We start from the raw sequence: 23,528 nt of genomic DNA, 5'->3' as shown, positions 1-23,528 counted from the left end.
ATCCCTGTTTATGCGCCGTTTTTCAGAGACTCAAGGTACTCCCAGCGCTCAAATGCCTCTTCCAGCGCCTGTTCAGCCTGGGAGAGTTCAGCCAATACTTTCTGAGTATAGTCGTGAGGCTGCGTAAAGAATGACGCATCAGCGACCTGGATTTGCAGTGCTTCCAGTGCAGCTTCCAGCTCTTCCAGACGCTGCGGCAGCCCTTCCAGCTCGCGCTGCAAGTTATAACTCATTTTAGCAGGAGACTTTTTGACAGTTTCTGCCTTTGCAACAACAGGTTCAGCGACATTTTTGGTCTTCGCCTGTTTTTGCGCCAGCGACTGCGATTGCTGTCCACGCGCGTCATGATAGCCGCCCACATATTGCCCGATGCGTCCTTTGCCTTCGAAGATCCAGCACTCGGTCACGGTGTTATCGACAAACTGACGATCGTGGCTGACCAGCATCACGGTTCCCTGATAACCATCAATCAACTCTTCCAGCAGTTCCAGCGTTTCGACATCCAGATCGTTAGTCGGTTCATCGAGAATCAATAAGTTACTGGGTTTCAGGAACAGACGCGCCAGCAAAAGACGGTTACGTTCTCCCCCGGACAGCGCGCGCACCGGCGTCATAGCGCGTTTCGGGTGGAACAGGAAGTCCTGAAGGTAGCCCAGCACGTGACGCGGCTTGCCATTAACCATGACCTCCTGTTTACCCTCGGCGAGGTTATCCATCACCGTACGGTCTGGATCCAGCTCGGCGCGGTGCTGGTCGAAGTACGCCACTTCCAGTTTGGTACCGCAGTGGATACGACCGCTGTCGGCCTGGAGCTGACCGAGCATCAGTTTCAGCAGTGTGGTTTTACCGCACCCGTTCGGGCCGATCAGCGCAATTTTGTCGCCGCGCTGAACCTGAGCGGAGAAATCGTTCACCAGCACTTTGCCGTCAACCGAATAATTCACGTTCTCCATTTCGAAGACAATCTTGCCCGAGCGGGACGCCTCTTCCACCTGCATTTTGGCGCTACCCATGACTTCGCGGCGTTCGCTACGTTCGCGGCGCATCGCCTTCAGGGCGCGAACGCGGCCTTCGTTACGGGTACGACGCGCTTTAATGCCCTGACGGATCCATACCTCTTCCTGGGCCAGCTTGCGGTCGAACTCGGCATTTTGCAGCTCTTCCACGCGCAGGTTTTCTTCTTTCTCCAGCAGATAGGTATCGTAATCGCCCGGATAGGTCACCAGCTTGCCGCGATCAAGATCGACAATGCGCGTGGCCATGTTGCGGATGAACGAACGGTCGTGGGAGATGAAGATAATGGTACCGTTAAAGGTTTTCAGGAACCCTTCCAGCCAGTCAATCGCTTCGATATCCAGGTGGTTCGTCGGTTCGTCCAGCAGCAGCACCTTAGGCCCGCTCACCAGGGCACGACCCAGCGCCGCTTTACGCAGCCAGCCGCCGGAGAGCGCCGACAGCTCCATATCCGCTTCCAGGCCAAGCTGGGCCAGCACTTCGTTAATGCGGTTTTCCAGCTGCCACAGGCCGTGGTGATCGAGCATCTCCTGCACTTTTGCCAGCTCGTTGAGATTCTTGTCGCTCGGGTCCGTCATCACCAGATGCGAAATCTCGTGGTAACGCTTGAGGTATTCCGCCTGCTCTGAAATCCCTTCGGCCACAAAATCGTACACGCTGCCGGTGACGTTACGCGGCGGATCCTGTTGCAGACGAGAGACGATCAGATCCTGCTCGTAAACAATACGGCCGTCATCCAGCCCCTGCTCACGGTTGAGGATTTTCATCAGCGTCGATTTACCTGCGCCGTTACGGCCCACCAGACAGACGCGCTCGTTATCTTCGATATGCAGCTCTGCATTATCGAGAAGCGGTGAGTCGCTGAAAGAGAGCCACGCGCCGTGCATACTAATTAAAGACATTTATTTTTCCTTTCAGACCGCGGAGATCAGCCAGCAGTTGTGGATTTGACGGTTACGGGCAAAGTCCTGAGACAGCGTTTTTTGGCTGATTTCTTGTGCTTTCAGTCCCAGTTCGGCCAGGCCGTCGTGATCCATGCGGAATCCGCGCTTGTTATTCGAGAACATAATGGTGCCGCCTTTACGCAGCAGACGCTTCAGGTCGGTCATCAGGCGCAGGTGATCGCGTTGAACATCAAAGCTATCCTCCATACGCTTGGAGTTAGAGAAGGTCGGCGGATCGATAAAGATCAGGTCAAACTGCTCGTCGGTATCGCGCAGCCAGCCCAGCACGTCGGCCTGTAACAGGCGATGCTGACGGCCGGTTAAGCCGTTAAGACGCAGGTTGCGCTCTGCCCACTCCAGATAAGTCCGGGACATATCTACCGTGGTGGTGCTACGCGCGCCGCCAAGCCCCGCATGAACGCTGGCGCTGCCGGTATAGGAGAAAAGGTTCAGGAAGTCTTTCCCCTTGCTCATCTGGCCCAGCATGCGGCGGGCGATACGGTGATCGAGGAACAGACCGGTATCAAGGTAGTCGGTCAGGTTAACCCACAGGCGCGCGTTATATTCGCCCACTTCGAGGAAGTCGCCTTTCTCGCCCATCTTCTGATACTGATTTTTACCTTTCTGACGCTCACGGGTTTTCAGCACCAGCTTGTTTGGCGAAATGCCGAGTACGGCGATGGTGGCCGCAATCACATCCAGCATACGCTGACGCGCTTTTTGCGCATCGATAGTTTTCGGCGGGGCGTATTCCTGAACCACCACCCAGTCCGCATAGCGGTCAACCGCCACGTTGTACTCGGGCAGGTCAGCGTCGTACAGGCGATAACATTCGATGCCTTCTTGCTTCGCCCACTTCTCAAATTTCTTCAGGTTTTTGCGCAGGCGGTTGGCGTAATCTTCCGCCACGCCTGACGGTTTGCTATCCGCCGCTACTTCTGCCAGATGGTAGTTTTTCTGCACGCAGTCCAGCGGGCCGTTTTTCGCTTTGAACTGGCGATCGGCACGCAATTGCAGGCAGCTCAGCAGCTCCGGCGAGGCGCTAAACAGGGAGAGGTTCCAGCCGCCGAAATGCGCTTTCATGTTGCGGCCCAGCAGGCTGTGCAGTGCAATCAGCGCCGGCTCGCTGTCCAGACGCTCACCATACGGCGGGTTGCTGATCACCGTACCGTACGGGCCTTTTGGCAGCGGATTGGTCAGGTTCGCCACGTCCTTCACCTCGAAGGTCACCAGCTCGCCGATACCGGCACGACGGGCGTTGCTGCGCGCGCGTTCAATCACCCGTGCATCGCTGTCCGAACCGTAAAAGTGAGAGGTGTACTCCGCCAGCCCTTTACGGGCGCGGGTCTGCGCATCGTCTTTGACCTCTTTCCAGATGGCTTCATCGTGCTGCGCCCAGCCTTTGAAGCCCCAGTGGCCGCGGTGCAGCCCTGGCGCACGGTCGGTGGCCAGCATCGCGGCTTCAATCAGCAGCGTACCGGAACCGCACATCGGATCGAGCAGCGGCGTACCTGGCTGCCATCCGGAGCGCATCACGATAGCGGCAGCCAGCGTTTCTTTGATCGGCGCCATTCCGGTGCGATCGCGATAGCCGCGCAGATGCAGGCCTGCGCCACTCAGATCCAGGGAAATACTGGCCGTATCGCCGTTCAGCCAGACGTTGATACGCAGATCCGGGTTGTCACGGTCAACGTTCGGACGTTCTTTATTGCGACGCGTGAAGCAGTCCACAATGGCATCCTTAACGCGCAGGGCACCATACTGGCTGTTGCGGATCTCATCGTTGACGCCGTTGAAATGCACCGCAAAGGTAGCGTCCGGGGTGAAGATCTCTGTCCAGTCGATCATCTGTACGCCGGTGTAGAGATCAAGATCGCTGTAGACCTTGCACTCTTTCATCGGCAGCATGATGCGCGACGCCAGACGGCTCCACATCAGGCTCTGGTAAATAAGCCGCGTGTCGCCCTCAAAATGGACACCACCCTGAACCACCCGGCACTCTTTCGCGCCCAGGGCTTCCAGTTCAGTTTTTAACAGCTCTTCCAGCCCACGGGCCGTACTGGCAAACAGAGAATTCATATCGTCACTTTTACTCATAGAAAATTGTCGCGCATTATAGCTAATATGGCGTGTATGTCATAAAGTTGAAGGCTTATTTTCTTTAGCGGGAGTGTGCAGTGGCGACGTTATCCAGGCTTTTTATTCATCCGGTGAAATCCATGCGCGGCATCGGCGTCTCTCACGCGCTGGCCGATATGAGCGGATTCGCCTTTGATCGTATTTTTATGGTCACCGAGCCTGACGGTACGTTTATCACCGCACGTCAGTTCCCGCAGATGGTTCGCTTTACCCCTTCCCCGCTTCATGACGGGCTGCATTTGACTGCGCCGGACGGTTCAAGCGTCGTGATCCGCTTTGCTGATTTTGCGCCGCTTGATGCGCCAACGGAAGTGTGGGGCAATCATTTTACCGCGCGTATCGCGCCGGATAACATTAACCAGTGGCTGAGCGGCTTTTTCTCCCGTGACGTTCAGCTGCGCTGGGTTGGGCCTGCGCTGACCCGTCGCGTGAAGCGCCACGATGCGGTTCCTCTCTCCTTCGCGGATGGTTTTCCCTTCCTGCTGACCAGCGAGGCCTCGCTGCGTGATTTACAAAATCGTTGCAAAGCCAGCGTGCAGATGGAGCAGTTTCGCCCGAATCTGGTGGTGACCGGAGCGAATGCCTGGGATGAAGATACCTGGAAAGTGATCCGCATCGGCAGCGTTATTTTTGATGTCGTGAAGCCGTGCAGCCGCTGTATTTTTACCACCGTCAGCCCGGAGAAAGGTCAGAAACACCCTTCCGGCGAACCGCTGAAAACCTTGCAGTCATTTCGTACCGCGCAGGATAACGGCGATGTCGACTTCGGCCAGAACCTGATCCCCCGCTCCAGCGGCGTGATCCGCGTGGGCGACGAGGTCGAAATTCTCACCCGCGGGCCTGCCAGGGTGTACGGCGCAGGTCAGGAAGAAGAGATGGTTGACGTTGTCACCAACGTCGCTTCCGCGGTGGATATTCACTGGGAAGGCAAGGTTATCCGTGGTAACAATCAGCAGGTGCTACTGGAACAGCTGGAGCAGGCAGGTATCCGCGTACCGTATTCCTGTCGCGCGGGGATTTGCGGATGCTGTCGCATTAAACTGGTCGATGGTGAAGTAAGTGCCCTGAAGAAATCTGCGATTGGCAGTGACGGCACGATCCTGTGCTGTAGCTGTGTCCCGAAAACATCCGTACAGCTGGAAGCTTAAACTGCCTGTTCAAGGCTGAAGGAATCAACGCGCAGCTGTGGCTTCAGCCTGTCATTCATCACTTTGATGGCATCACCTAACTGCATAACTCGCCCGGCAATGGTCACGCCGGGTTGGGCCAGCAAACAGAGCGCAGCGTTTTCACCGGGTTCAACCACCAGCAAATTCACCTCTTCTTCGGTATCGCTCAGATTGACGCTCGCCGCATCGCCGATAGCCGGGGTCCAGCACATGCCGTGGGCGAGAAAATGCCAGCTTTTCGGCATTTGCGGTTTCAGGAAACGGATCGCCACCAGCGCATTTAGTACCAGTTCAGCGCGCTGTTCTTTGGAGAGATCGAACTCGCGGCATTTTTCTTCAAAAGAGAAATAGAGTGCAGCGTCGTCAACGCAAAAGCCTGAGGGAGCAAACGCGTCTGGCGTTAACATTCGGCGCGCAAAACGAGAGCGAAACAACATGCCATTGGCTAAGTCGAGCATCATACGGTCATGCTCGTCACAAAAATACCAGCGCCAGTTATCGTCAGGTTTAATTCGCATGTTTCTCTCCCGTCCCCTAAACGTACTGTACTAAAAATGTCCTGTTTGCCGCTTCGCTTATAACACTAGTAATAAAAGACTATAATGTTTAAATAAGCAACAATGACGGAATATAAAACAACCAGGGCTGGAAATAAAGCCCTGGTTGTCTGATTAAGAGAAAAGATTAGATATGCGTGACGATTTCTTTAATCAGCGGCGGCCCTTTAAAAATAAAGCCGGAATAAATTTGCACCAGCGATGCACCTGCCGCCATCTTCTCACGTGCAGCGATGACAGAGTCAATGCCACCCACGCCAATAATCGGCAGCTGACCTTTTAATTCTGCGGAGAGTGCGCGAATAATTTCGGTGCTTTTTAATTGTACCGGACGGCCACTTAATCCACCCGCTTCGTCACAGTTTTTCATTCCCTGAACGAGAGAGCGATCGAGTGTTGTATTGGTTGCAATCACACCATCAATATTATGGCGAACTAAACTGTCGGCAACCTGGATCAATTCTTCTGCCGAAAGATCCGGGGCGATCTTAACCGCGACCGGAACATATTTATGGTGGATCGCCTGTAGCGCCGTTTGTTTATTTTTAATGGCGCTAAGAAGATCGTCGAGCGCTTCGCCATATTGTAATGAACGCAGTCCTGGGGTGTTAGGCGAAGATATATTCACCGCAATATAACCGGCATAGGCATAGACTTTTTCCATACAAATCAGATAGTCATCTTTACCCTGCTCGACCGGCGTGTCTTTATTTTTGCCAATATTAATACCCAGCACGCCATCAAAATGGGCTTTCTTAACGTTCTCAACCAGATGATCGACGCCAAGGTTATTAAAGCCCATGCGGTTGATCAGCCCCTCGGCTTCAACCAGGCGAAACAGACGTGGCTTGTCATTTCCCGGCTGCGGACGCGGCGTCACCGTCCCGATTTCGATCGAGCCAAAGCCCATCGCACCGAGTGCATCAATGCATTCGCCATTTTTGTCCAGACCGGCCGCCAGGCCCAGTGGATTTTTGAAAGTCAGGCCCATGCACTGAACTGGTTTTTCCGGCACGTTTTGACGCACCAGCGCGGCCAGAGGCGTTCCTGTAATACGGCGTAACTGCTGAAATGTAAATTCATGAGCGCGCTCAGGATCGAGCTGGAAAAGGGCTTTACGAACGAAGGGGTAGTACATGAACTCTCCTGGATTCCCGGTGTGCAAACCGGGAGGGGATTATGTGCGATTCCGCCCGGAAAGGGAATTGACCTGTGGCAAAAAAAGCCACGTAAAACGCAATCGTTTACTTATCGGTTCGCTTCTTATGCATTTTTCTGCATTCATCCTGAGGATAAATCATTTAGTGGAATAACCACGCAATGTCACACTCCTGAAAATTGTTATGAATGTTAGATAAAAGCAAACAATTAGTTATAAGGAGCAACCATGCGCGTCATTACCCTGGCCGGAAGCCCCCGCTTCCCCTCTCGCTCCAGCGCACTGCTGGAATACGCTCGCGAAAAGCTTAATGCTCTGGATGTCGAAGTGTGTCACTGGAATTTGCACAATTTCGCGCCTGAAGATCTGCTCTACGCCCGTTTCGACAGCCCGGCGCTGAAAACCCTGATCGAACAACTTAAGAGTGCTGACGGGCTGGTCGTCGCGACACCGATTTACAAAGCCTCTTTTTCCGGCGCACTGAAAACGCTGCTCGATCTGCTGCCCGAACGCGCGCTGGACGGTAAGGTCGTCCTGCCGCTGGCCACAGGCGGTACGGTAGCCCATTTACTGGCGGTGGATTATGCCCTCAAGCCGGTTCTGAACGCGCTGAAAGCGCAGGAGATCCTGCATGGCGTCTTCGCTGACGACTCACAGGTAATCGACTACCAGCATAAACCCCATTTCACGCCGAATCTGCAAACCCGCCTCGACAGTGCGCTCGAAACCTTCTGGCACGCCCTGAACCGTCGGGATCGCCACGCGGCAGCATTTCATCAATCACAAGGAGTGGCGCATGTTTAAAACAGTTACCCGTATCGGGCTGGCAGGTCTGCTGGCAGTGGCGTCGCTGGCTCAGGCGGCGGAGAAAACGCCGGAGAGCCTGCGTATCGGTTATCAGAAAGGCAGCGTCAGCATGGTGTTGGCGAAAAGCCATGCGTTGCTTGAGAAGCGTTTCCCGGAGACCAAATTCTCATGGGTCGAGTTCCCTGCCGGACCACAGATGCTGGAGGCGCTGAACGTCGGGAGTATTGATTTAGGCAGCACCGGCGATATCCCGCCAATCTTTGCGCAGGCTGCCGGGGCGGATCTGGTTTACGTTGGCGTTGAGCCCGCCAAGCCGAAGGCAGAGGTTATTTTGGTGCCGGAAAACAGCGAGATCAAAAGCGTCGCCGACCTCAAAGGCCATAAGGTTGCTTTCCAGAAAGGTTCAAGCTCGCACAACCTGCTGCTGCGCGCGTTGCAGGAGGCCGGCCTTAAATTCACCGATATCCAGCCCGTTTACCTGACGCCTGCCGATGCGCGCGCGGCGTTTCAGCAAAAAAATGTTGATGCCTGGGCTATCTGGGATCCGTACTACTCCGCCGCACTGTTGCAGGGCGGTGTGCGGGTGCTGAAAGACGGCACCACCCTGAAGCAGACCGGTTCGTTCTACCTGGCGGCACGTCCTTACGCTGAGAAAAATGGCGCATTTATTCAGCAGGTGCTGGATACCTTCTCTCAGGCCGATGCGCTGACCCAAAGCCAGCGTCAGCAGAGCATCACGCTGCTGGCAAAAACCATGGGCCTGCCTGAACCGGTGATCGCCACCTATCTTGACCACCGTCCTCCCACCACCATAGCACCGATTGACGCCCACGTTGCCGCTCTCCAGCAGCAAACGGCAGACCTCTTTTATCAAAACCGCCTGGTTCCAAAGCAGGTGAATATTCGCGAACGCATCTGGCAACCCGCTGGCATTGAAGGAAAAAAATCATGAGTCTGAATCTTTTCTGGTTTTTACCCACCCACGGTGATGGACACTATCTTGGCACAGAAGAAGGCGCCCGCCCGGTCGATCACGGCTATCTACAGCAGATCGCCCAGGCGGCAGACCGCATCGGTTTTACCGGGGTACTGATCCCGACGGGCCGCTCGTGTGAGGATGCGTGGCTGGTTGCCGCGTCAATGATCCCCGTCACCCAGCGTCTGAAATTCCTGGTAGCCTTGCGCCCGAGCGTGGTGTCACCCACCGTCGCGGCGCGTCAGGCGGCAACGCTGGACAGGCTTTCCAACGGCCGTGCGCTGTTCAACCTGGTGACGGGCAGCGATCCGCAGGAGCTGGCGGGCGATGGCGTCTTTCTCGATCATACCGAGCGCTATGAAGCCTCCGCAGAGTTCACCCGCGTCTGGCGACGTCTGCTGGAAGGGGAAACTGTCACCTTCGAAGGGAAACATATCCACGTTCGCGATGCACAGCTCTACTTCCCGCCGGTACAGCAGCCGCGCCCTCCCCTCTATTTCGGCGGATCGTCGGACGTGGCGCAGGAGCTGGCGGCTGAGCAGGTCGATCTCTATCTGACCTGGGGCGAGCCACCGGAGCTGGTGAAAGAGAAAATTGCTCAGGTACGCGCTAAAGCCGCAGAACATGGCCGTACGGTACGCTTTGGTATTCGCCTGCACGTGATCGTACGTGAAACCAACGACGAGGCCTGGCAAGCCGCCGACCGTCTGATCGCTCATCTGGACGACGACACTATCGCTAAAGCACAGGCGGCGTTTGCCAAAACCGACTCCGTGGGCCAGCATCGGATGGCTTCCCTGCACAACGGCAAGCGTGAAAATCTTGAGATCAGCCCGAACCTGTGGGCCGGGGTAGGTCTGGTGCGCGGCGGTGCCGGCACGGCACTGGTCGGCGACGGTCCAACCGTAGCGGCACGCATTAATGAATACGCGGCGCTGGGGATCGACAGCTTTATCCTGTCTGGCTACCCACATCTGGAGGAGGCGTACAAGGTGGGTGAACTGCTGTTCCCGCATCTGGATGTCGCTATCCCGGAAATTCCGCAGCCACGTCAGCTTCAGTTGCAGGGCGAAGCCGTGGCGAACGCGTTTATCCCGAGAAAAGTCGCGCAAAGCTAAGGAGCCACCATGTCTGCAACCGCACAAAAATGGCTGCTGCGCGCCGCGCCGTGGTTTCTGCCCGTCGGCATTGTCCTCGTCTGGCAACTGGCGTCTTCAACTGGCTGGCTGTCGAGCCGCATTTTGCCCTCTCCGGAGGGCGTTGTGGAAGCGTTCTGGTCGCTAAGCGCCAGCGGTGAGCTGTGGCAACATCTTGCCATCAGCTCCTGGCGCGCGGTAATTGGCTTTTCGATTGGCGGAAGCATCGGCCTGACGCTGGGGCTGATCAGCGGCCTGTCACGCTGGGGTGAGCGGCTGCTGGATACCTCCGTTCAGATGCTGCGCAACGTGCCGCATCTGGCGCTTATTCCGCTGGTTATCCTGTGGTTTGGCATTGATGAGAGCGCCAAAATTTTCCTCGTGGCGCTGGGAACGTTATTCCCGATTTATATCAATACCTGGCATGGGATCCGTAATATCGATCGCGGTCTGGTGGAGATGGCCCGCAGCTATGGCCTGTCAGGTTTTGCCCTGTTTACCCATGTGATCCTGCCGGGCGCCCTGCCCTCCATTATGGTTGGGGTGCGTTTTGCGCTCGGCCTGATGTGGCTAACCCTGATCGTGGCGGAAACCATTTCGGCTAACTCCGGCATTGGTTATCTGGCGATGAACGCCCGCGAGTTCCTGCAAACGGACGTGGTGGTGGTTGCCATTATCCTTTATGCCCTGCTCGGCAAACTTGCGGACGTCAGCGCCCAGTGGCTGGAACGTAGCTGGCTGCGCTGGAACCCGGCCTACACCGCTCAGGAGGCGAAAGCATGAATACTGCACGACTGAACCAGGGAACACCGTTACTGCTGAACGGCGTGACCAAACGCTACGGCGACAACACCATTCTGAATGCACTGGATCTGCATATTCCTGCCGGACAGTTCGTGGCCGTTGTCGGCCGCAGCGGTGGCGGCAAGAGTACCCTGCTGCGTCTTTTAGCCGGGCTGGAAGCGCCAAACAGCGGTGACATTCTGGCAGGCACTACGCCGCTGGCCACGATTCAGGATGATACGCGCATGATGTTTCAGGACGCGCGTCTGCTGCCGTGGAAAACGGTGATGGATAACGTCGGGCTGGGCCTGAAGGGCAGCTGGCGGGAGGACGCCCGGCAGGCACTCGCTGCGGTAGGGCTGGAGAATCGCGCGGGAGAGTGGCCTGCGGCCCTGTCGGGTGGACAAAAGCAGCGCGTAGCGCTGGCACGCGCGCTGATTCACCGTCCCGGCCTGTTGCTGCTTGATGAACCGCTCGGCGCGCTTGATGCGCTGACGCGGATCGAGATGCAGGATCTGATTGAAACCCTCTGGCAGACGCACGGCTTTACGGTACTGCTGGTGACGCATGATGTCAGTGAAGCCGTGGCAATGGCAGACAGGGTGCTGTTAATAGAAGAGGGCAAAATTGGTCTGGATCTGACGGTAGATATTCCACGTCCTCGCCGCGTGGGATCGGCCAGACTGGCGGAGCTGGAAGCCGAAGTACTGGATCGGGTGATGAAACGTGGGGAAGCGGAGATTCAGCGGATAAAGGCTAATGCCTGATGCCCTCACCCCGGCCCTCTCCCACAGGGAGAGGGAGAAAACCGATGCCCCGCGACCCCACGTAGGCCCGGTAAGCGTAGCGCCACCGGGCTTTTTTACATCAGGCCAGCGCCTTAGCAATCTTCTCGTACAGATCGCCAGACAGATTTTCCAGCCCTTTCAGCTGCTCAAGCGCGGCGCGCATTTTCGCCTGACGCTGCGCATCGTAACGTTTCAGGCGGATCAGCGGCTCAATCAGACGAGACGCCACCTGCGGGTTACGGCTGTTAAGCTCGGTCAGCATTTCAACCATGAACTGATAACCGCTGCCGTCTTCGGCATGGAACGCGGCCGGGTTGCTGCTGGCGAAGGCACCAATCAGAGAGCGGACGCGGTTCGGGTTGCTCATGGTGAACGAACGGTGCTTCAGCAGGCTGCGTACTTTGCTGAGTACATCGGCTGCCGGGCTGGTGGCCTGAAGGATGAACCACTTGTCCATCACCAGACCATCCTGATGCCACTTGTCGTCGTACTCCTGCATCAGCGCATCGCGGCACGGTAGCTCGGCGGCAACGCTTGCGGCCAGCGCGGCCAGGGCATCCGTCATGTTATCGGCTTCGTGGTACTGCTTGCTGACCAGCGTGTTCGCCAGCTCTGCCTCACCAAACGCCAGATAGCGCAGGCAGGTATTGCGCAGGGAACGTTTACCGATATCCGCATGTTCCACCCGATACGCGTCCAGCTTGTTGGCGTTGTAAATGGCGAGGAACTCATCTGCCAGTTCGGTCGCCAGCGTGCGGGTCAGCGCTTCACGCACGGCGACGATGGCAATCGGGTCGATGATGTCAAACAGCTCGGCGATTTCAGTCGCAGACGGCAGCGTCAAAATTTCAGCCGCCAGCGCCGGGTCAATGTTCTCATCCAGCAGGATGGCACGGAACGCGTCTGCCACATGAACCGGCAGCGTCAGCGGCTGGCCCTGCTGGTAACGGTTGACGTTCAGCTTGATGTAGGTCGCCAGCAGGCTTTGTGCCGCATCCCAGCGCGAGAAATCGTTGCGCGCGTGACGCATCAGGAACGTCAGCTGCTGATCGCTCCACTTATATTCGAGTTTCACCGGCGCGGAGAATTCGCACAGCAGGGCAGGAACGGGCTGGAAATAGACGTTATCGAAGATAAAGGTCTGCTCTGCCTGGGTCACGTTCAGCACGTTATGCACCGGGTGGCCGCCCTTCTGTAAAGGGATCACGTTGCCTTCGTTGTCGTACAGCTCAACGCTGAATGGAATGTGCAGCGGATGTTTCTCTTCCTGCTCGGCCGTTGGCGGCGTGCGCTGGCTGATGGTCAGCGTGTACTGCTCGGTTTCCGGGTTGTAGTCGTCTTTGACCGTCACAATCGGCGTACCGGCCTGGCTGTACCAGCGGCGGAAATGAGACAGATCGACGTTAGAGGCGTCTTCCATCGCCTGAACAAAATCGTCGCAGGTGGCCGCACTGCCGTCGTGACGCTCAAAGTAAAGCTGCATCCCTTTCTGGAAATTCTCTTCACCCAGCAGGGTGTGGATCATACGGATAATTTCAGCGCCTTTTTCATACACCGTCAGGGTGTAGAAGTTATTCATCTCAATGACTTTATCCGGGCGGATCGGGTGCGCCATTGGGCTGGCATCTTCTGCAAATTGCAGACCACGCATGGTGCGCACGTTATTGATGCGGTTCACCGCCCGCGATCCCAGATCGGAGCTGAACTCCTGATCGCGGAAGACGGTTAAGCCCTCTTTCAGGCTCAGCTGGAACCAGTCGCGACAGGTGACGCGGTTCCCGGTCCAGTTATGGAAATATTCGTGGCCGATAACGCGTTCGATATCGAGGTAATCTTTATCCGTGGCGGTATCGGTACGCGCCAGCACGTATTTAGAGTTAAAGATGTTAAGGCCTTTATTCTCCATCGCGCCCATGTTGAAGAAATCGACCGCAACGATCATATAGATGTCGAGGTCATATTCGAGGCCAAAGCGCGTTTCATCCCACTTCATGGAGTTGATGAGGGAGGTCATTGCCCACGGTGCGCGGTCAAGGTTGCCACGGTCCACGAACAGCTCCAGCGCGACTTCACGGCCAGAGCGCGTTTTAAAGGTGTCGCGCAGGACATCGAAATCTCCCGCCACCAGCGCAAACAGATAGCAGGGTTTCGGGAACGGATCCTGCCACTGTACCCAGTGACGGCCATTCTCCAGTTCCCCTTCACCAATCCGGTTGCCGTTGGAAAGCAGGTACGGGTACAGCGTTTTGTCGGCAATAATTTTGGTGGTAAAGCGCGCCAGGACGTCCGGGCGATCCAGATACCAGGTAATGTGGCGGAAACCTTCGGCTTCACACTGGGTACACAGGGCTACGCCTGACTGGTAAAGTCCTTCCAGCGCGGTATTGGCGGCAGGGCTAATTTCATTCACGATGCGCAGGGTAAAGCGTTCCGGCAGGTTGTCGATGACCAGCTGGTTGCCTTCTTCTTTATAGTCTGACCAGGCTTCATCGTTAATATGCAGGGAAACCAGCGTCAGGTCTTCACCATCCAGACGCAGCGGCACGGCTGTCGCGCTCTGGCGCGTCACCTGGCTTACCGCCGTCACCACGGTTTTTGTGGCATCCAGGTCGAAAGTCAGATCGATATCGCTTATCAGGTATTCCGGCGCACGATAGTCGTGGCGGTATTTAGCTTGTGGCTGTTGTGTCATAGAAAACCTTATGCATCGTTTGTCGAGTAACGATTCAATATATTCCTGTTGTGTAAAACGCGCTATGCAGAATGTTCATCTTTTCAGGCACAACGCCCTTTTTAGCTACATTTTTATAACACGGGGCACGAAATGCTCTCGACCATAAAGTGTGCTTATGTTGTGATCGGGGTTCAATAAATCACTAAACAGGGTATACTCCGGAGTTGTTTATTGTACTAAACGCTCCCGTGAGAGGATGCTACAGCGCACCTATGACTCAATTCGCTTCTCCGGTTCTGCATACGTTGCTGGATACCGACGCGTACAAGCTGCATATGCAGCAAGCCGTGTTTCACCACTATCATGATGTCCATGTTGCGGCGGAATTTCGCTGCCGGGGTGACGACTTGCTGGGTATCTACGCAGATTCCATTCGTGAACAGGTCGAGGCCATGCAGCATCTGGCGCTCACCGATGACGAATATCAGTGGCTTTCAGGCCTGCCTTTCTTTAAAGCGGATTATCTGAACTGGCTGCGTGAGTTCCGCTATAACCCGGAACAGGTCACCGTCACCAATGATAACGGCAAGCTGGACATTCGTCTGACCGGCCCGTGGCGCGAGGTGATCATGTGGGAAGTGCCGCTTCTGGCCGTGATCAGCGAGCTGGCCCACCGCTATCGCTCCCCTGAAACCGGTGTGACGCAGGCGGTTGCCGCTCTGGAGAATAAACTCGTTGAGTTTTCCAGACTGACCGAAGGGCTCGATATGTCCCGATTCCGTCTGATGGACTTTGGCACGCGCCGCCGCTTCTCTCGCGAGGTTCAGGAAGCCATTGTCAGACGTCTGCAACAGGAGCCGTGGTTCGTTGGCACCAGTAACTACGATCTTGCACGTCGCCTTGATTTAACGCCGATGGGCACCCAGGCGCACGAATGGTTCCAGGCGCACCAGCAGATCAGCCCTGACCTTGCCAACAGCCAGCGCGCCGCCCTCGCCGCGTGGCTAGAGGAATACCCGGATCGGCTGGGTATTGCCCTTACCGACTGCATTACCATGGACGCGTTCCTGCGCGACTTTGGCCCTGAGTTTGCCGAACGCTACCAGGGTTTGCGCCATGATTCCGGGGACCCGGTTGAATGGGGTGAGAAAGCCATCGCCCATTACGAAAAACTGGGCATCGACCCCATGAGTAAGGTGCTGGTCTTCTCCGATAACCTTGACCTGGCGAAAGCCGTCGACCTTTATCGCCATTTCTCATCGCGGGTGAACCTGAGTTTCGGGATTGGTACGCGGTTAACCTGTGATATTCCTCAGGTGAAACCGCTGAACATCGTCATAAAACTGGTGGAATGTAACGGTAAGCCGGTCGCGAAGCTCTCCGACAGTCCGGGCAAAACCATCTGCCATGACAAAGCGTTTGTCCGCGCATTACGTAAAGCCTTCGATCTGCCTCAGGTTAAAAAAGCCAGTTAACGGCTTCGGGGGAGCCTTCATGGCTCCCCTTCTCTTATTAATTTCTTATTTCTTCTCATAAGACGGTGAAATTTACTTGTCTGATAGCGGATGGCAGGTAACATAGATATCCCCCCTATAAGGGCGGACAAGTGTTTATTTTTTCCGACTATTAACAGAGAGAATATTATGAGCGTTGTGCCTGTAGCCGACGTACTCCAGGGCCGTGTCGCCGTTGACCAGGAGGTCACCGTGCGCGGATGGGTGCGTACTCGCCGAGATTCTAAAGCTGGCATCTCCTTCCTCGCCGTCTATGACGGTTCCTGCTTTGATCCTGTACAGGCCGTCATTAATAATTCTCTGCCCAATTACAATGATGACGTTCTGCACCTGACAACCGGCTGTTCCGTGATCGTCACCGGTGTTGTGGTGGCCTCTCCGGGCCAGGGTCAGAGCTACGAAATTCAGGCGACCTCGGTGGAAGTGACCGGCTGGGTTGAAGATCCTGACACCTACCCGATGGCTGCAAAGCGTCACAGCATCGAATATCTGCGTGAAGTCGCGCACCTGCGTCCGCGCACCAACCTGATTGGTGCGGTTGCCCGCGTGCGTCATACGCTGGCGCAGGCGCTGCATCGTTTCTTTGACGAGCAGGGTTACTTCTGGGTTTCTACTCCGCTGATCACGGCTTCCGATACCGAAGGCGCAGGTGAAATGTTCCGCGTTTCAACGCTGGATATGGAAAACCTGCCGCGTACGCCGGAAGGTAAAGTCGATTACGACAAAGACTTCTTTGGTAAAGAAGCCTTCCTGACGGTTTCCGGCCAGCTCAACGGTGAAACCTACGCCTGTGCGCTGTCTAAGATCTACACCTTCGGCCCAACCTTCCGTGCGGAAAACTCCAACACCAGCCGTCACCTGGCGGAATTCTGGATGCTGGAGCCGGAAGTGGCCTTTGCCGATCTAAATGACGCGGCAGCCCTGGCAGAAGCGATGCTGAAATACGTGTTTAAAGCCGTTCTCGAAGAGCGTGCAGACGACATGAAATTCTTCGCTGAGCGTGTCGATAACGACGCCATCGCCCGTCTTGAGCGCTTCGTCTCAGCAGACTTCGCGCAGGTGGATTACACCGACGCGGTCGCAATCCTGGAAAAATGCGGTGAGAAATTCGAAAACCCGGTTTACTGGGGCGTGGATCTCTCCTCCGAGCACGAACGTTATCTGGCAGAGAAGCACTTTAAAGCACCGGTTGTGGTGAAAAACTATCCGAAAGACATTAAGGCGTTCTATATGCGCCTTAACGAAGACGGTAAAACCGTTGCCGCGATGGATGTCCTCGCGCCGGGCATCGGTGAGATCATCGGTGGCTCCCAGCGTGAAGAGCGCCTGGATGTGCTGGACGCGCGTATGCAGGAGATGGGCCTTAACCCGGCGGACTACAGCTGGTATCGCGATCTCCGTCGCTACGGCACCGTTCCACACTCCGGCTTTGGCCTGGGCTTCGAACGTCTGATTGCTTACGTAACAGGTGTTCAGAACGTACGTGATGTGATTCCGTTCCCACGCACACCGCGTAACGCAAGTTTCTAACCGACCAAATCATTAATGGCCAGCAAATGCTGGCCATTATTTTATCCTGCAATGTCAGTTTTCGTCAGTCAGAAGTAAGCGTCTTTAAACCACAACCCCGCTATTACCTCTACCTGTTACGTTTTGTTTCCACGAAATATCCTGAGACAAAAAAATAACCCCATTCTTATTGCGCTTAAAACAATTCTTACGCATTAGCATAAAAAACAATCAATTTCACAGCCATCTGGATGGCTTTTGTCAATCATAAGAAAAAATGAGCCGTTTAACTTCTGTTTATACGAAAGGCCTTTAGCTAAATTAAACATAAGGAAATCATATATATAAGAATAAAGCGGATGTTTAATTCGCCAGGCGGCACTGAAATTTGAGGTGCTTCACAAAGTTCCCAAAAATACATATTTAGTTACACATATTTTCTTTTGGTAACTGAATCTTGAAGATTGTAGCACTTTCAGTGTAGCGAAACGGTTCTATGAATGGAAAGATGCCTGTCAGACACATAAAGACACCTAACTCTCATCAATAGTTCCGGAAATATTTATTGACAGAATTTATTGGCGGCAGTGGCGAGTGTCATAAAAAAACCAATGAGGGTAATAAATAATGATGAAGCGCAATATCCTGGCAGTGGTAGTCCCTGCCCTGCTGGTAGCCGGTGCAGCAAACGCTGCTGAAATCTATAACAAAGACGGCAACAAATTAGATCTTTACGGGAAAGCAGTTGGCCTGCATTACTTCTCTGATTACGCGGGCAACGATGGCGACAACACTTACGCGCGTCTGGGCTTCAAAGGTGAAACTCAGATCAACGATCAGCTGACTGGCTACGGTCAGTGGGAATACAACTTCCAGGGTAACAACTCTGAAGGTGGCGATGCACAGAACGGCAACAAAACCCGTCTGGCATTCGCAGGTCTGAAATTTGGTGACGCAGGCTCCTTCGACTACGGTCGTAACTACGGTCTGGTCTATGACGCAATCGGCATCACCGATATGCTGCCTGAGTTCGGCGGCGACACCGGCGCGAGCGATAACTTCTTCGCAGGCCGTACGGGTGGTCTGGCGACTTACCGTAACAGCAACTTCTTCGGCCTGGTTGACGGTCTGAACTTTGGTGTTCAGTACCTGGGCAAAAATGAACGTGATGACGCAGTACGTTCCAACGGTGACGGCTGGGCAACCTCTCTGAGCTATGATTTCGACGGTTTCGGCATTGTGGGTGCTTATGGTGCAGCTGACCGTACCAACAACCAGCAGACGCTGGATTGGGGTAAAGGCGACAAAGCTGAGCAGTGGGCAACCGGCCTGAAATATGACGCGAACAACATCTACCTGGCAGCTATTTATGGCGAAATGCGTAACGCAGCGCGTCTGGGCAGCCGTGGTTTCGCTAACAAGTCTCAGGACTTCTCTGTCGTCGCTCAGTACCAGTTCGATTTCGGTCTGCGTCCATCCATCGCTTACTACAAATCTAAAGCGAAAGACGTAGAAGGTATCGGTGACGAAGACTACATCAACTACATCGACGTTGGTGCGACATACTACTTCAACAAAAACATGTCTACCTATGTTGACTATCAGATCAACCAGCTGAAAGATGACAACAAGCTGGGCATCAACAACGACGACATCGTGGCTCTGGGTCTGGTTTACCAGTTCTAATCAGCACACCTCGTTGTTATATGCTTAATGAACAGGGCTTCGGCCCTGTTTTTTTATTCCTGAGAGAAAATAATAGCGACTTTTGAAAAGCCGCACGCTTTTCGTCGCAAACGGTTGGCATTTTGTAAATCTACCGTTAACCTGATAGCGGATTTCACTTCTGTAATCACAATGGAACTTCGTCATGTTTGAGAACATTACTGCCGCTCCTGCCGACCCAATTCTGGGCCTGGCCGATCTGTTTCGTGCCGACGACCGCCCTGGCAAAATCAACCTGGGTATTGGTGTATATAAAGATGAAACCGGCAAAACTCCGGTACTGACCAGCGTCAAAAAAGCTGAGCAGTATCTGCTGGAAAACGAAACCACCAAAAACTACCTCGGTATTGATGGTATCCCTGAATTTGGTCGCTGCACCCAGGAGCTGCTGTTCGGCAAAGGCAGCACCATTGTGAGCGAAAAACGCGCCCGCACGGCGCAGACCCCAGGCGGTACCGGCGCACTGCGCGTGGCGGCAGATTTCCTGGCGAAAAACACCTCTGTGAAGCGTGTGTGGGTAAGCAATCCAAGCTGGCCGAACCACAAGAGCGTTTTTAATTCTGCGGGTCTGGAAGTGCGTGAATACGCCTACTACGACGCGGCAAACCACGCGCTGGATTTCGACGGTCTGCTGGCCAGCCTGAGCGAAGCCCAGGCGGGCGATGTGGTGCTGTTCCACGGCTGCTGCCATAACCCAACCGGTATCGATCCTACGCTTGAGCAGTGGGAACAGCTGGCTAAGCTGTCCGTTGAAAAAGGCTGGCTGCCGCTGTTCGACTTCGCTTACCAGGGCTTTGCCCGTGGTCTGGAAGAAGATGCAGAAGGTCTGCGCGCATTCGCCGCCGTCCATCAGGAGCTGATTGTCGCAAGCTCCTATTCCAAGAACTTTGGTCTGTATAACGAGCGTGTCGGCGCCTGTACGCTGGTGGCTGCTGACGAAGCAACCGTCGATCGCGCATTCAGCCAGATGAAGTCCGTGATCCGCGCTAACTACTCTAACCCACCGGCACACGGTGCGTCTGTGGTCGCGACGATCCTGAGCAACGATGCGCTGCGCGCAATCTGGGAACAAGAGCTGAACGATATGCGTCAGCGCATTCAGCGCATGCGTCTGCTGTTTGTGAACACGCTGGCTGAGAAAGGCGCTGACCGTGACTTCAGCTTCATCATCAAGCAGAACGGCATGTTCTCCTTCAGCGGCCTGACCAAAGAGCAGGTGCTGCGCCTGCGTGAAGAGTTTGGCGTGTATGCCGTTGCCTCTGGCCGCGTGAACGTTGCAGGTATGACGCCTGACAACATGGCGCCGCTGTGCGAAGCCATTGTCGCGGTGCTGTAACCTGCACCCATAAAAAAAGCCTGCATCGCGCAGGCTTTTTTATTTTACCGGGTTTACCAGACAGGCATTTCATCCTGAAGGAACGGGTTATGCAACCGCTCATCGCCCAGCGTCGACATCGGTCCGTGTCCAGGGATAAACGTCACATCATCACCTAACGGCAATAACTTCTGCTTAATCGACTGAATCAGCTGACCGTGATCGCCGCGTGGGAAATCACTGCGTCCTACGCCCCCTTTGAAAATCACGTCACCGGAAATCAGCAGGCGCGACACGTCATCAAAGAAGACAATATGGCCGGGCGTATGCCCGGGGCAATGCAACACCTGTAAAGTTACATTCCCTACGTTAACGCGATCGCCTTCGTTCAGCCAGCGGTCCGGTGTCAGTGGCTGACAGTCATCCAGACCAAACATACGGCTTTGGGCAGGTAGCCCCTGAAGCCAGAACTCATCTTCTTTTTCCGGGCCGATAATCGGCACACCGTAGTGTTCAGCCAGTTCTGCCGCTGCACCCACATGGTCGAGATGGCCATGGGTGAGTAAAATCTGCATCAGCGTTACACCGCTGGCAGCGACTTCCTGCTTGATTGTCCCGGCGTCTCCACCGGGATCGACAAGCGCGGCCAGTTTAGTTTGTTCACACCAGATCAATGAACAGTTCTGTGAGAACGCGGTAACCGGAATAATACGATAGTTCATACTGCTCCTGTGTTTCGTTATTACCAGTGCCGAACCGGCCCGGTATCAATATGCACAAAGTTGCTACGTGGGTAGTATCCTACACCACCTGCGCGCATAGATAACGCCGCTTTGCGAATATTGGCTAACGAAACGCCTTCAATATGGAAATCCATCGCCTGCCCTTTAGTGTGATAGCTTTTTTTCGCTACCCCACGGCTGTGGGCGCGCAGTTCATTGTTGGTATCCAGAGAGCGATAGCCAGAAATGAGTTGCACCGGCCTTTTGGTTCCCAGCAGTCCCTGCAAGCGGTAAAGCTGATCGAATAATCCAGGGTCGATGGCTTTGATTTTATTCGCGCGGAAATCACGGAAAAAATGGTTGAGTCTTGCTAATTCATCCTGAATATAGCCTCTGCCATCGAAAAATTCCGCTTTAAGCGTCTCACCAGTATGCAGATTGTTGAGCGTTAAAATACGCGGACGAGGTGTCGAGAGGGTGGCAAATGCTGGCGTCGGAAGGATGGCTGCTGCGCCCAGCGCAACGCCACCTAACGCCAGCAATTTGCGGCGATTAGCGTCAAATTTGTCCATGATAATCAGGTCTACAGGTAAAAGAAATTGTCAATATGCTTAGCGCACGAAGGGCACCATAACTGGCAAAGCCTGCTACGTCAAGGCGCCCAACCCCAGTGAATACGCGGCTTGCAGCCAGATCGCCTCATATTCACCATAACTTACGACAATCATTTTTACCGAACTACTTCATTTACCTGATTAATTGTTCCGCTTTTGGCAAAATTTGTGCGCCGGATCGCGCTGTCAGATCATAATTGTAAATATCTGTACGATACTGGGTGCGTCCGTCCGCGCCTACAAACGCCGTCAGATAGTAAAGATTGACCGGGATATTGTGACGGATATTGACGTAACGCGTATCCCCCTGCTTCAGGGCATCTGATATCCGCGTATCGTTCCAGCCTGCATCCTGCAACAGCATATTCGCCAGCTCCGAGGCCTTATTCACGCGAACGCAGCCCGAGCTGAGCGCGCGAGCGTCTTTCTGGAACAGATTATGGTTCGGGGTATCATGCAGGTAGATAGCGTCCGAACTTGGCATATTGAATTTGTAACGTCCCAGCGAGTTATGCGCGCCCGGTGCCTGCTGGAAACGGAACGGCATGTTCGAAGGCGTAATCGTTGACCAGTCCACCATCCAGGGATCAATCGCTTCTTTGCTGTTCCAGCCGCGCATTACCGTATAGTTATGTCGCTCCAGATAACCGGGATCATTCCAGACCTTAGGCAGGATATCTTTGCGCGCCAGCGTCGGCGGCACGTTCCACGGCGGGTTAACCACCACGTTATTCAGCGCGCTGCTCATCATTGGCGTTTTACGGTCAGGTCGGCCGACAATCACGCGGGACGCCAGCACTTCGCTACCGTCCTGATAGTAGACCAGGGAGTACGCCGGAATGTTGACCATAATGCCGGTGGATAGCGTGCCCGGCAGCAAGCGCAAGCGCTGGATATTCAACGCCAGCACCCCTGCCCGCTGGGCCGGAGAGACGTTCAACCAGTCGCGGGTAGATGGACCAATCACGCCGTCAGCGCCAAGCCCCTGCGCGGCCTGGAACTGCTTCACTGCGGCGACCAGCTCGCGATCGTAAGCGGCGGGCTTATTGCTCAACGCAACGGCCGTTTTCTCTTTTACCGGCGCCGACGGGCTAATGACCGCATTTTGCGTCTCGTCACCGGGCAGAGCAATTTTAGGGCCGCTGTCAAGAATGCCGGAGCGTTTCATAATTTCGCGGATCGCAGGCACATCGCTGCTCCACTGCCCCGGACGCAGCGTTGTAGTGCCACGCAGCTGAGGCCACGGGCGGGAATCCGCAACCAGCTCAAGAAGCGACTGATGCATCGTGGCATATTGCGGATGGGCAGGCGCAAGGCTTGCGATAAAGCGCGGCAGTTCGCCGTTATCCAGCGACAGCTGCCACTGATTAATGACGGACAGCGCAGGCGTCGCCAGCTTGTACGGTTTACTGCTGTATAACCAGCGGTTGCCGTTCACCGAAATCCCCGCCACAAACTGTAAGTAGCCCATCATGGCATCAGACAGCACCACGTCACGCGCCTGTCCGGAAACGGCAGGGTCGGTCAGGAGCTCAACCCAGGTCGTGAACTGCGGCTGAAAGCCTGCAATCGCCACTTCAGCCAGCTGCTGCTGGAAGGCTCGTACCGCCTCGCGATTTTCCCACATCGGTTTCATATCACGCGCAGCGTAAAGCAGCGTGAGCTGGTTAATATAAGCGGGAGTATAGCCCGAGGGCAGGCCGGTCATAAGCTGCTGGCGTAATGATTCAGTATCGATGCCTTCCGGCAGCGGTTTAATGCCGGCCATGATGGCCGTCGCCGGAGACTGATCCAGCGGTTGTGACAGCGACGTCGGCTGCGCGCCCATCGTCGCGGAGCTGTCAGTCGGTACAATTTCAGGCTCATCGGCCTGAGCGGTAAACAGTGGAGCAAACATCACTGTCAGGCACAAACTCAGCGCAGACAGCTGACGACCACGATTTTTCTTAAGCAACATCCCTTGCCCCCTGTTTTTCACGACAT

General features: G+C 55.0%; 18 protein-coding genes. 10 read left to right on the top strand and 8 right to left on the bottom strand.

Annotated features, from left to right (window positions below; genetic code table 11):
• Nucleotides 1-8 precede the first annotated feature (8 nt).
• Nucleotides 9-1,916, bottom strand: a complete 1,908-nt coding sequence (locus FZF21_RS07795) for an ABC transporter ATP-binding protein (protein WP_023296269.1) — start codon at nt 1,914-1,916, stop codon at nt 9-11.
• A 12-nt stretch (nt 1,917-1,928) separates the two neighbouring features.
• Nucleotides 1,929-4,037, bottom strand: coding sequence for a bifunctional 23S rRNA (guanine(2069)-N(7))-methyltransferase RlmK/23S rRNA (guanine(2445)-N(2))-methyltransferase RlmL (gene rlmKL / locus FZF21_RS07790; RefSeq protein WP_040118285.1), 2,109 nt, complete (start codon nt 4,035-4,037; stop codon nt 1,929-1,931).
• A 98-nt stretch (nt 4,038-4,135) separates the two neighbouring features.
• Between rlmKL and FZF21_RS07785 the strand changes: the two genes are divergently transcribed.
• Nucleotides 4,136-5,245, top strand: a complete 1,110-nt coding sequence (locus FZF21_RS07785; protein ID WP_017384813.1) for a YcbX family protein — start codon at nt 4,136-4,138, stop codon at nt 5,243-5,245.
• On the opposite strand, the gene zapC is transcribed toward FZF21_RS07785, so the two are convergent.
• Nucleotides 5,242-5,784, bottom strand: coding sequence for a cell division protein ZapC (zapC, locus tag FZF21_RS07780; protein ID WP_015570906.1), 543 nt, complete (start codon nt 5,782-5,784; stop codon nt 5,242-5,244). The two genes, FZF21_RS07785 and zapC, sit on opposite strands and share 4 nt — an antisense overlap.
• A 166-nt stretch (nt 5,785-5,950) precedes the next feature.
• Nucleotides 5,951-6,961, bottom strand: coding sequence for a quinone-dependent dihydroorotate dehydrogenase (gene pyrD / locus FZF21_RS07775; RefSeq protein ID WP_015570907.1), 1,011 nt, complete (start codon nt 6,959-6,961; stop codon nt 5,951-5,953).
• A gap of 249 nt (nt 6,962-7,210) precedes the next feature.
• Here pyrD and ssuE point away from each other — a divergent pair, with 249 nt between their 5' ends.
• The 5 genes from ssuE to ssuB are packed head-to-tail and all read left to right on the top strand — an operon-like array spanning nt 7,211 to nt 11,451.
• Nucleotides 7,211-7,786, top strand: coding sequence for an NADPH-dependent FMN reductase (gene ssuE / locus FZF21_RS07770; RefSeq protein ID WP_003858180.1), 576 nt, complete (start codon nt 7,211-7,213; stop codon nt 7,784-7,786).
• A complete protein-coding gene (locus tag FZF21_RS07765; RefSeq protein ID WP_047736824.1) occupies nt 7,779-8,741 on the top strand; it encodes a sulfonate ABC transporter substrate-binding protein in 963 nt (320 codons plus the stop codon). Before ssuE ends, FZF21_RS07765 begins: the two co-directional genes overlap by 8 nt.
• A complete protein-coding gene (gene ssuD, locus FZF21_RS07760; RefSeq protein ID WP_017384817.1) occupies nt 8,738-9,883 on the top strand; it encodes an FMNH2-dependent alkanesulfonate monooxygenase in 1,146 nt (381 codons plus the stop codon). The genes FZF21_RS07765 and ssuD overlap by 4 nt, the downstream gene beginning before the upstream one ends.
• A 9-nt stretch (nt 9,884-9,892) precedes the next feature.
• Entirely contained in the window at nt 9,893-10,684 is a 792-nt protein-coding gene (gene ssuC / locus FZF21_RS07755) for an aliphatic sulfonate ABC transporter permease SsuC (protein WP_003858185.1), read from the top strand.
• The gene (gene ssuB / locus FZF21_RS07750) at nt 10,681-11,451 is read left to right on the top strand and encodes an aliphatic sulfonates ABC transporter ATP-binding protein (protein ID WP_015570909.1); all 771 of its coding nucleotides are present in this window, start codon (nt 10,681-10,683) and stop codon (nt 11,449-11,451) included. The genes ssuC and ssuB overlap by 4 nt, the downstream gene beginning before the upstream one ends.
• Before the next feature lie 100 nt (nt 11,452-11,551).
• Here the strand turns inward: ssuB and pepN are convergent, their stop codons facing one another.
• The gene (pepN, locus tag FZF21_RS07745) at nt 11,552-14,164 is read right to left on the bottom strand and encodes an aminopeptidase N (RefSeq protein ID WP_015570910.1); all 2,613 of its coding nucleotides are present in this window, start codon (nt 14,162-14,164) and stop codon (nt 11,552-11,554) included.
• A gap of 254 nt (nt 14,165-14,418) precedes the next feature.
• Here pepN and pncB point away from each other — a divergent pair, with 254 nt between their 5' ends.
• The 4 genes from pncB to FZF21_RS07725 all read left to right on the top strand — a co-directional run bounded on the left by pncB (nt 14,419) and on the right by FZF21_RS07725 (nt 20,230).
• Nucleotides 14,419-15,621 carry a nicotinate phosphoribosyltransferase gene (gene pncB, locus FZF21_RS07740; protein WP_015570954.1) on the top strand — a complete coding sequence of 401 codons (1,203 nt, stop codon included), beginning with the start codon at nt 14,419-14,421 and terminating at the stop codon, nt 15,619-15,621.
• 168 nt (nt 15,622-15,789) lie between these two features.
• Nucleotides 15,790-17,190, top strand: coding sequence for an asparagine--tRNA ligase (asnS, locus tag FZF21_RS07735; protein WP_015570955.1), 1,401 nt, complete (start codon nt 15,790-15,792; stop codon nt 17,188-17,190).
• A 606-nt stretch (nt 17,191-17,796) separates the two neighbouring features.
• Entirely contained in the window at nt 17,797-18,855 is a 1,059-nt protein-coding gene (gene ompF / locus FZF21_RS07730; protein WP_015570956.1) for a porin OmpF, read from the top strand.
• A gap of 184 nt (nt 18,856-19,039) precedes the next feature.
• Nucleotides 19,040-20,230 (top strand): amino acid aminotransferase, encoded by a 1,191-nt coding sequence (locus FZF21_RS07725; RefSeq protein ID WP_017384820.1) that lies wholly within the window; start codon nt 19,040-19,042, stop codon nt 20,228-20,230.
• A gap of 53 nt (nt 20,231-20,283) precedes the next feature.
• Here the strand turns inward: FZF21_RS07725 and FZF21_RS07720 are convergent, their stop codons facing one another.
• The 3 genes from FZF21_RS07720 to ldtD form a co-directional block, all read right to left on the bottom strand.
• Complete coding sequence (locus tag FZF21_RS07720) at nt 20,284-20,931, bottom strand: MBL fold metallo-hydrolase (protein WP_017693691.1); 648 nt, start codon at nt 20,929-20,931, stop codon at nt 20,284-20,286.
• Nucleotides 20,932-20,951: 20 nt separating this feature from the next.
• Entirely contained in the window at nt 20,952-21,503 is a 552-nt protein-coding gene (locus FZF21_RS07715; RefSeq protein WP_003858202.1) for a YcbK family protein, read from the bottom strand.
• Between the two features lie 175 nt (nt 21,504-21,678).
• The gene (ldtD, locus tag FZF21_RS07710; RefSeq protein ID WP_032682248.1) at nt 21,679-23,502 is read right to left on the bottom strand and encodes a L,D-transpeptidase; all 1,824 of its coding nucleotides are present in this window, start codon (nt 23,500-23,502) and stop codon (nt 21,679-21,681) included.
• Nucleotides 23,503-23,528: the final 26 nt, after the last annotated feature.

Source organism: Enterobacter sp. LU1 (assembly GCF_008271405.2).
GTDB classification, from domain to species: domain Bacteria; phylum Pseudomonadota; class Gammaproteobacteria; order Enterobacterales; family Enterobacteriaceae; genus Enterobacter; species Enterobacter hormaechei_C.
The sequence above is the reverse complement of the archived record's forward strand: the minus strand, read 5'-3'. Positions and strand labels throughout refer to the sequence as shown.

Excerpts from the sequence above, each read along its gene's own strand:
- ompF (WP_015570956.1), top strand. The coding sequence starts at position 17,797 with ATGATGAAGCGCAATATCCTGGCAGTGGTAGTCCCTGCCCTGCTGGTA.
- FZF21_RS07720 (WP_017693691.1), bottom strand. The coding sequence starts at position 20,931 with ATGAACTATCGTATTATTCCGGTTACCGCGTTCTCACAGAACTGTTCA.
- pyrD (WP_015570907.1), bottom strand. The coding sequence starts at position 6,961 with ATGTACTACCCCTTCGTTCGTAAAGCCCTTTTCCAGCTCGATCCTGAG.
- FZF21_RS07715 (WP_003858202.1), bottom strand. The coding sequence starts at position 21,503 with ATGGACAAATTTGACGCTAATCGCCGCAAATTGCTGGCGTTAGGTGGC.
- ssuC (WP_003858185.1), top strand. The coding sequence starts at position 9,893 with ATGTCTGCAACCGCACAAAAATGGCTGCTGCGCGCCGCGCCGTGGTTT.
- FZF21_RS07725 (WP_017384820.1), top strand. The coding sequence starts at position 19,040 with ATGTTTGAGAACATTACTGCCGCTCCTGCCGACCCAATTCTGGGCCTG.
- FZF21_RS07795 (WP_023296269.1), bottom strand. The coding sequence starts at position 1,916 with ATGTCTTTAATTAGTATGCACGGCGCGTGGCTCTCTTTCAGCGACTCA.
- pepN (WP_015570910.1), bottom strand. The coding sequence starts at position 14,164 with ATGACACAACAGCCACAAGCTAAATACCGCCACGACTATCGTGCGCCG.
- zapC (WP_015570906.1), bottom strand. The coding sequence starts at position 5,784 with ATGCGAATTAAACCTGACGATAACTGGCGCTGGTATTTTTGTGACGAG.
- FZF21_RS07765 (WP_047736824.1), top strand. The coding sequence starts at position 7,779 with ATGTTTAAAACAGTTACCCGTATCGGGCTGGCAGGTCTGCTGGCAGTG.
- rlmKL (WP_040118285.1), bottom strand. The coding sequence starts at position 4,037 with ATGAATTCTCTGTTTGCCAGTACGGCCCGTGGGCTGGAAGAGCTGTTA.
- ldtD (WP_032682248.1), bottom strand. The coding sequence starts at position 23,502 with ATGTTGCTTAAGAAAAATCGTGGTCGTCAGCTGTCTGCGCTGAGTTTG.
- ssuD (WP_017384817.1), top strand. The coding sequence starts at position 8,738 with ATGAGTCTGAATCTTTTCTGGTTTTTACCCACCCACGGTGATGGACAC.
- ssuE (WP_003858180.1), top strand. The coding sequence starts at position 7,211 with ATGCGCGTCATTACCCTGGCCGGAAGCCCCCGCTTCCCCTCTCGCTCC.
- asnS (WP_015570955.1), top strand. The coding sequence starts at position 15,790 with ATGAGCGTTGTGCCTGTAGCCGACGTACTCCAGGGCCGTGTCGCCGTT.
- pncB (WP_015570954.1), top strand. The coding sequence starts at position 14,419 with ATGACTCAATTCGCTTCTCCGGTTCTGCATACGTTGCTGGATACCGAC.
- ssuB (WP_015570909.1), top strand. The coding sequence starts at position 10,681 with ATGAATACTGCACGACTGAACCAGGGAACACCGTTACTGCTGAACGGC.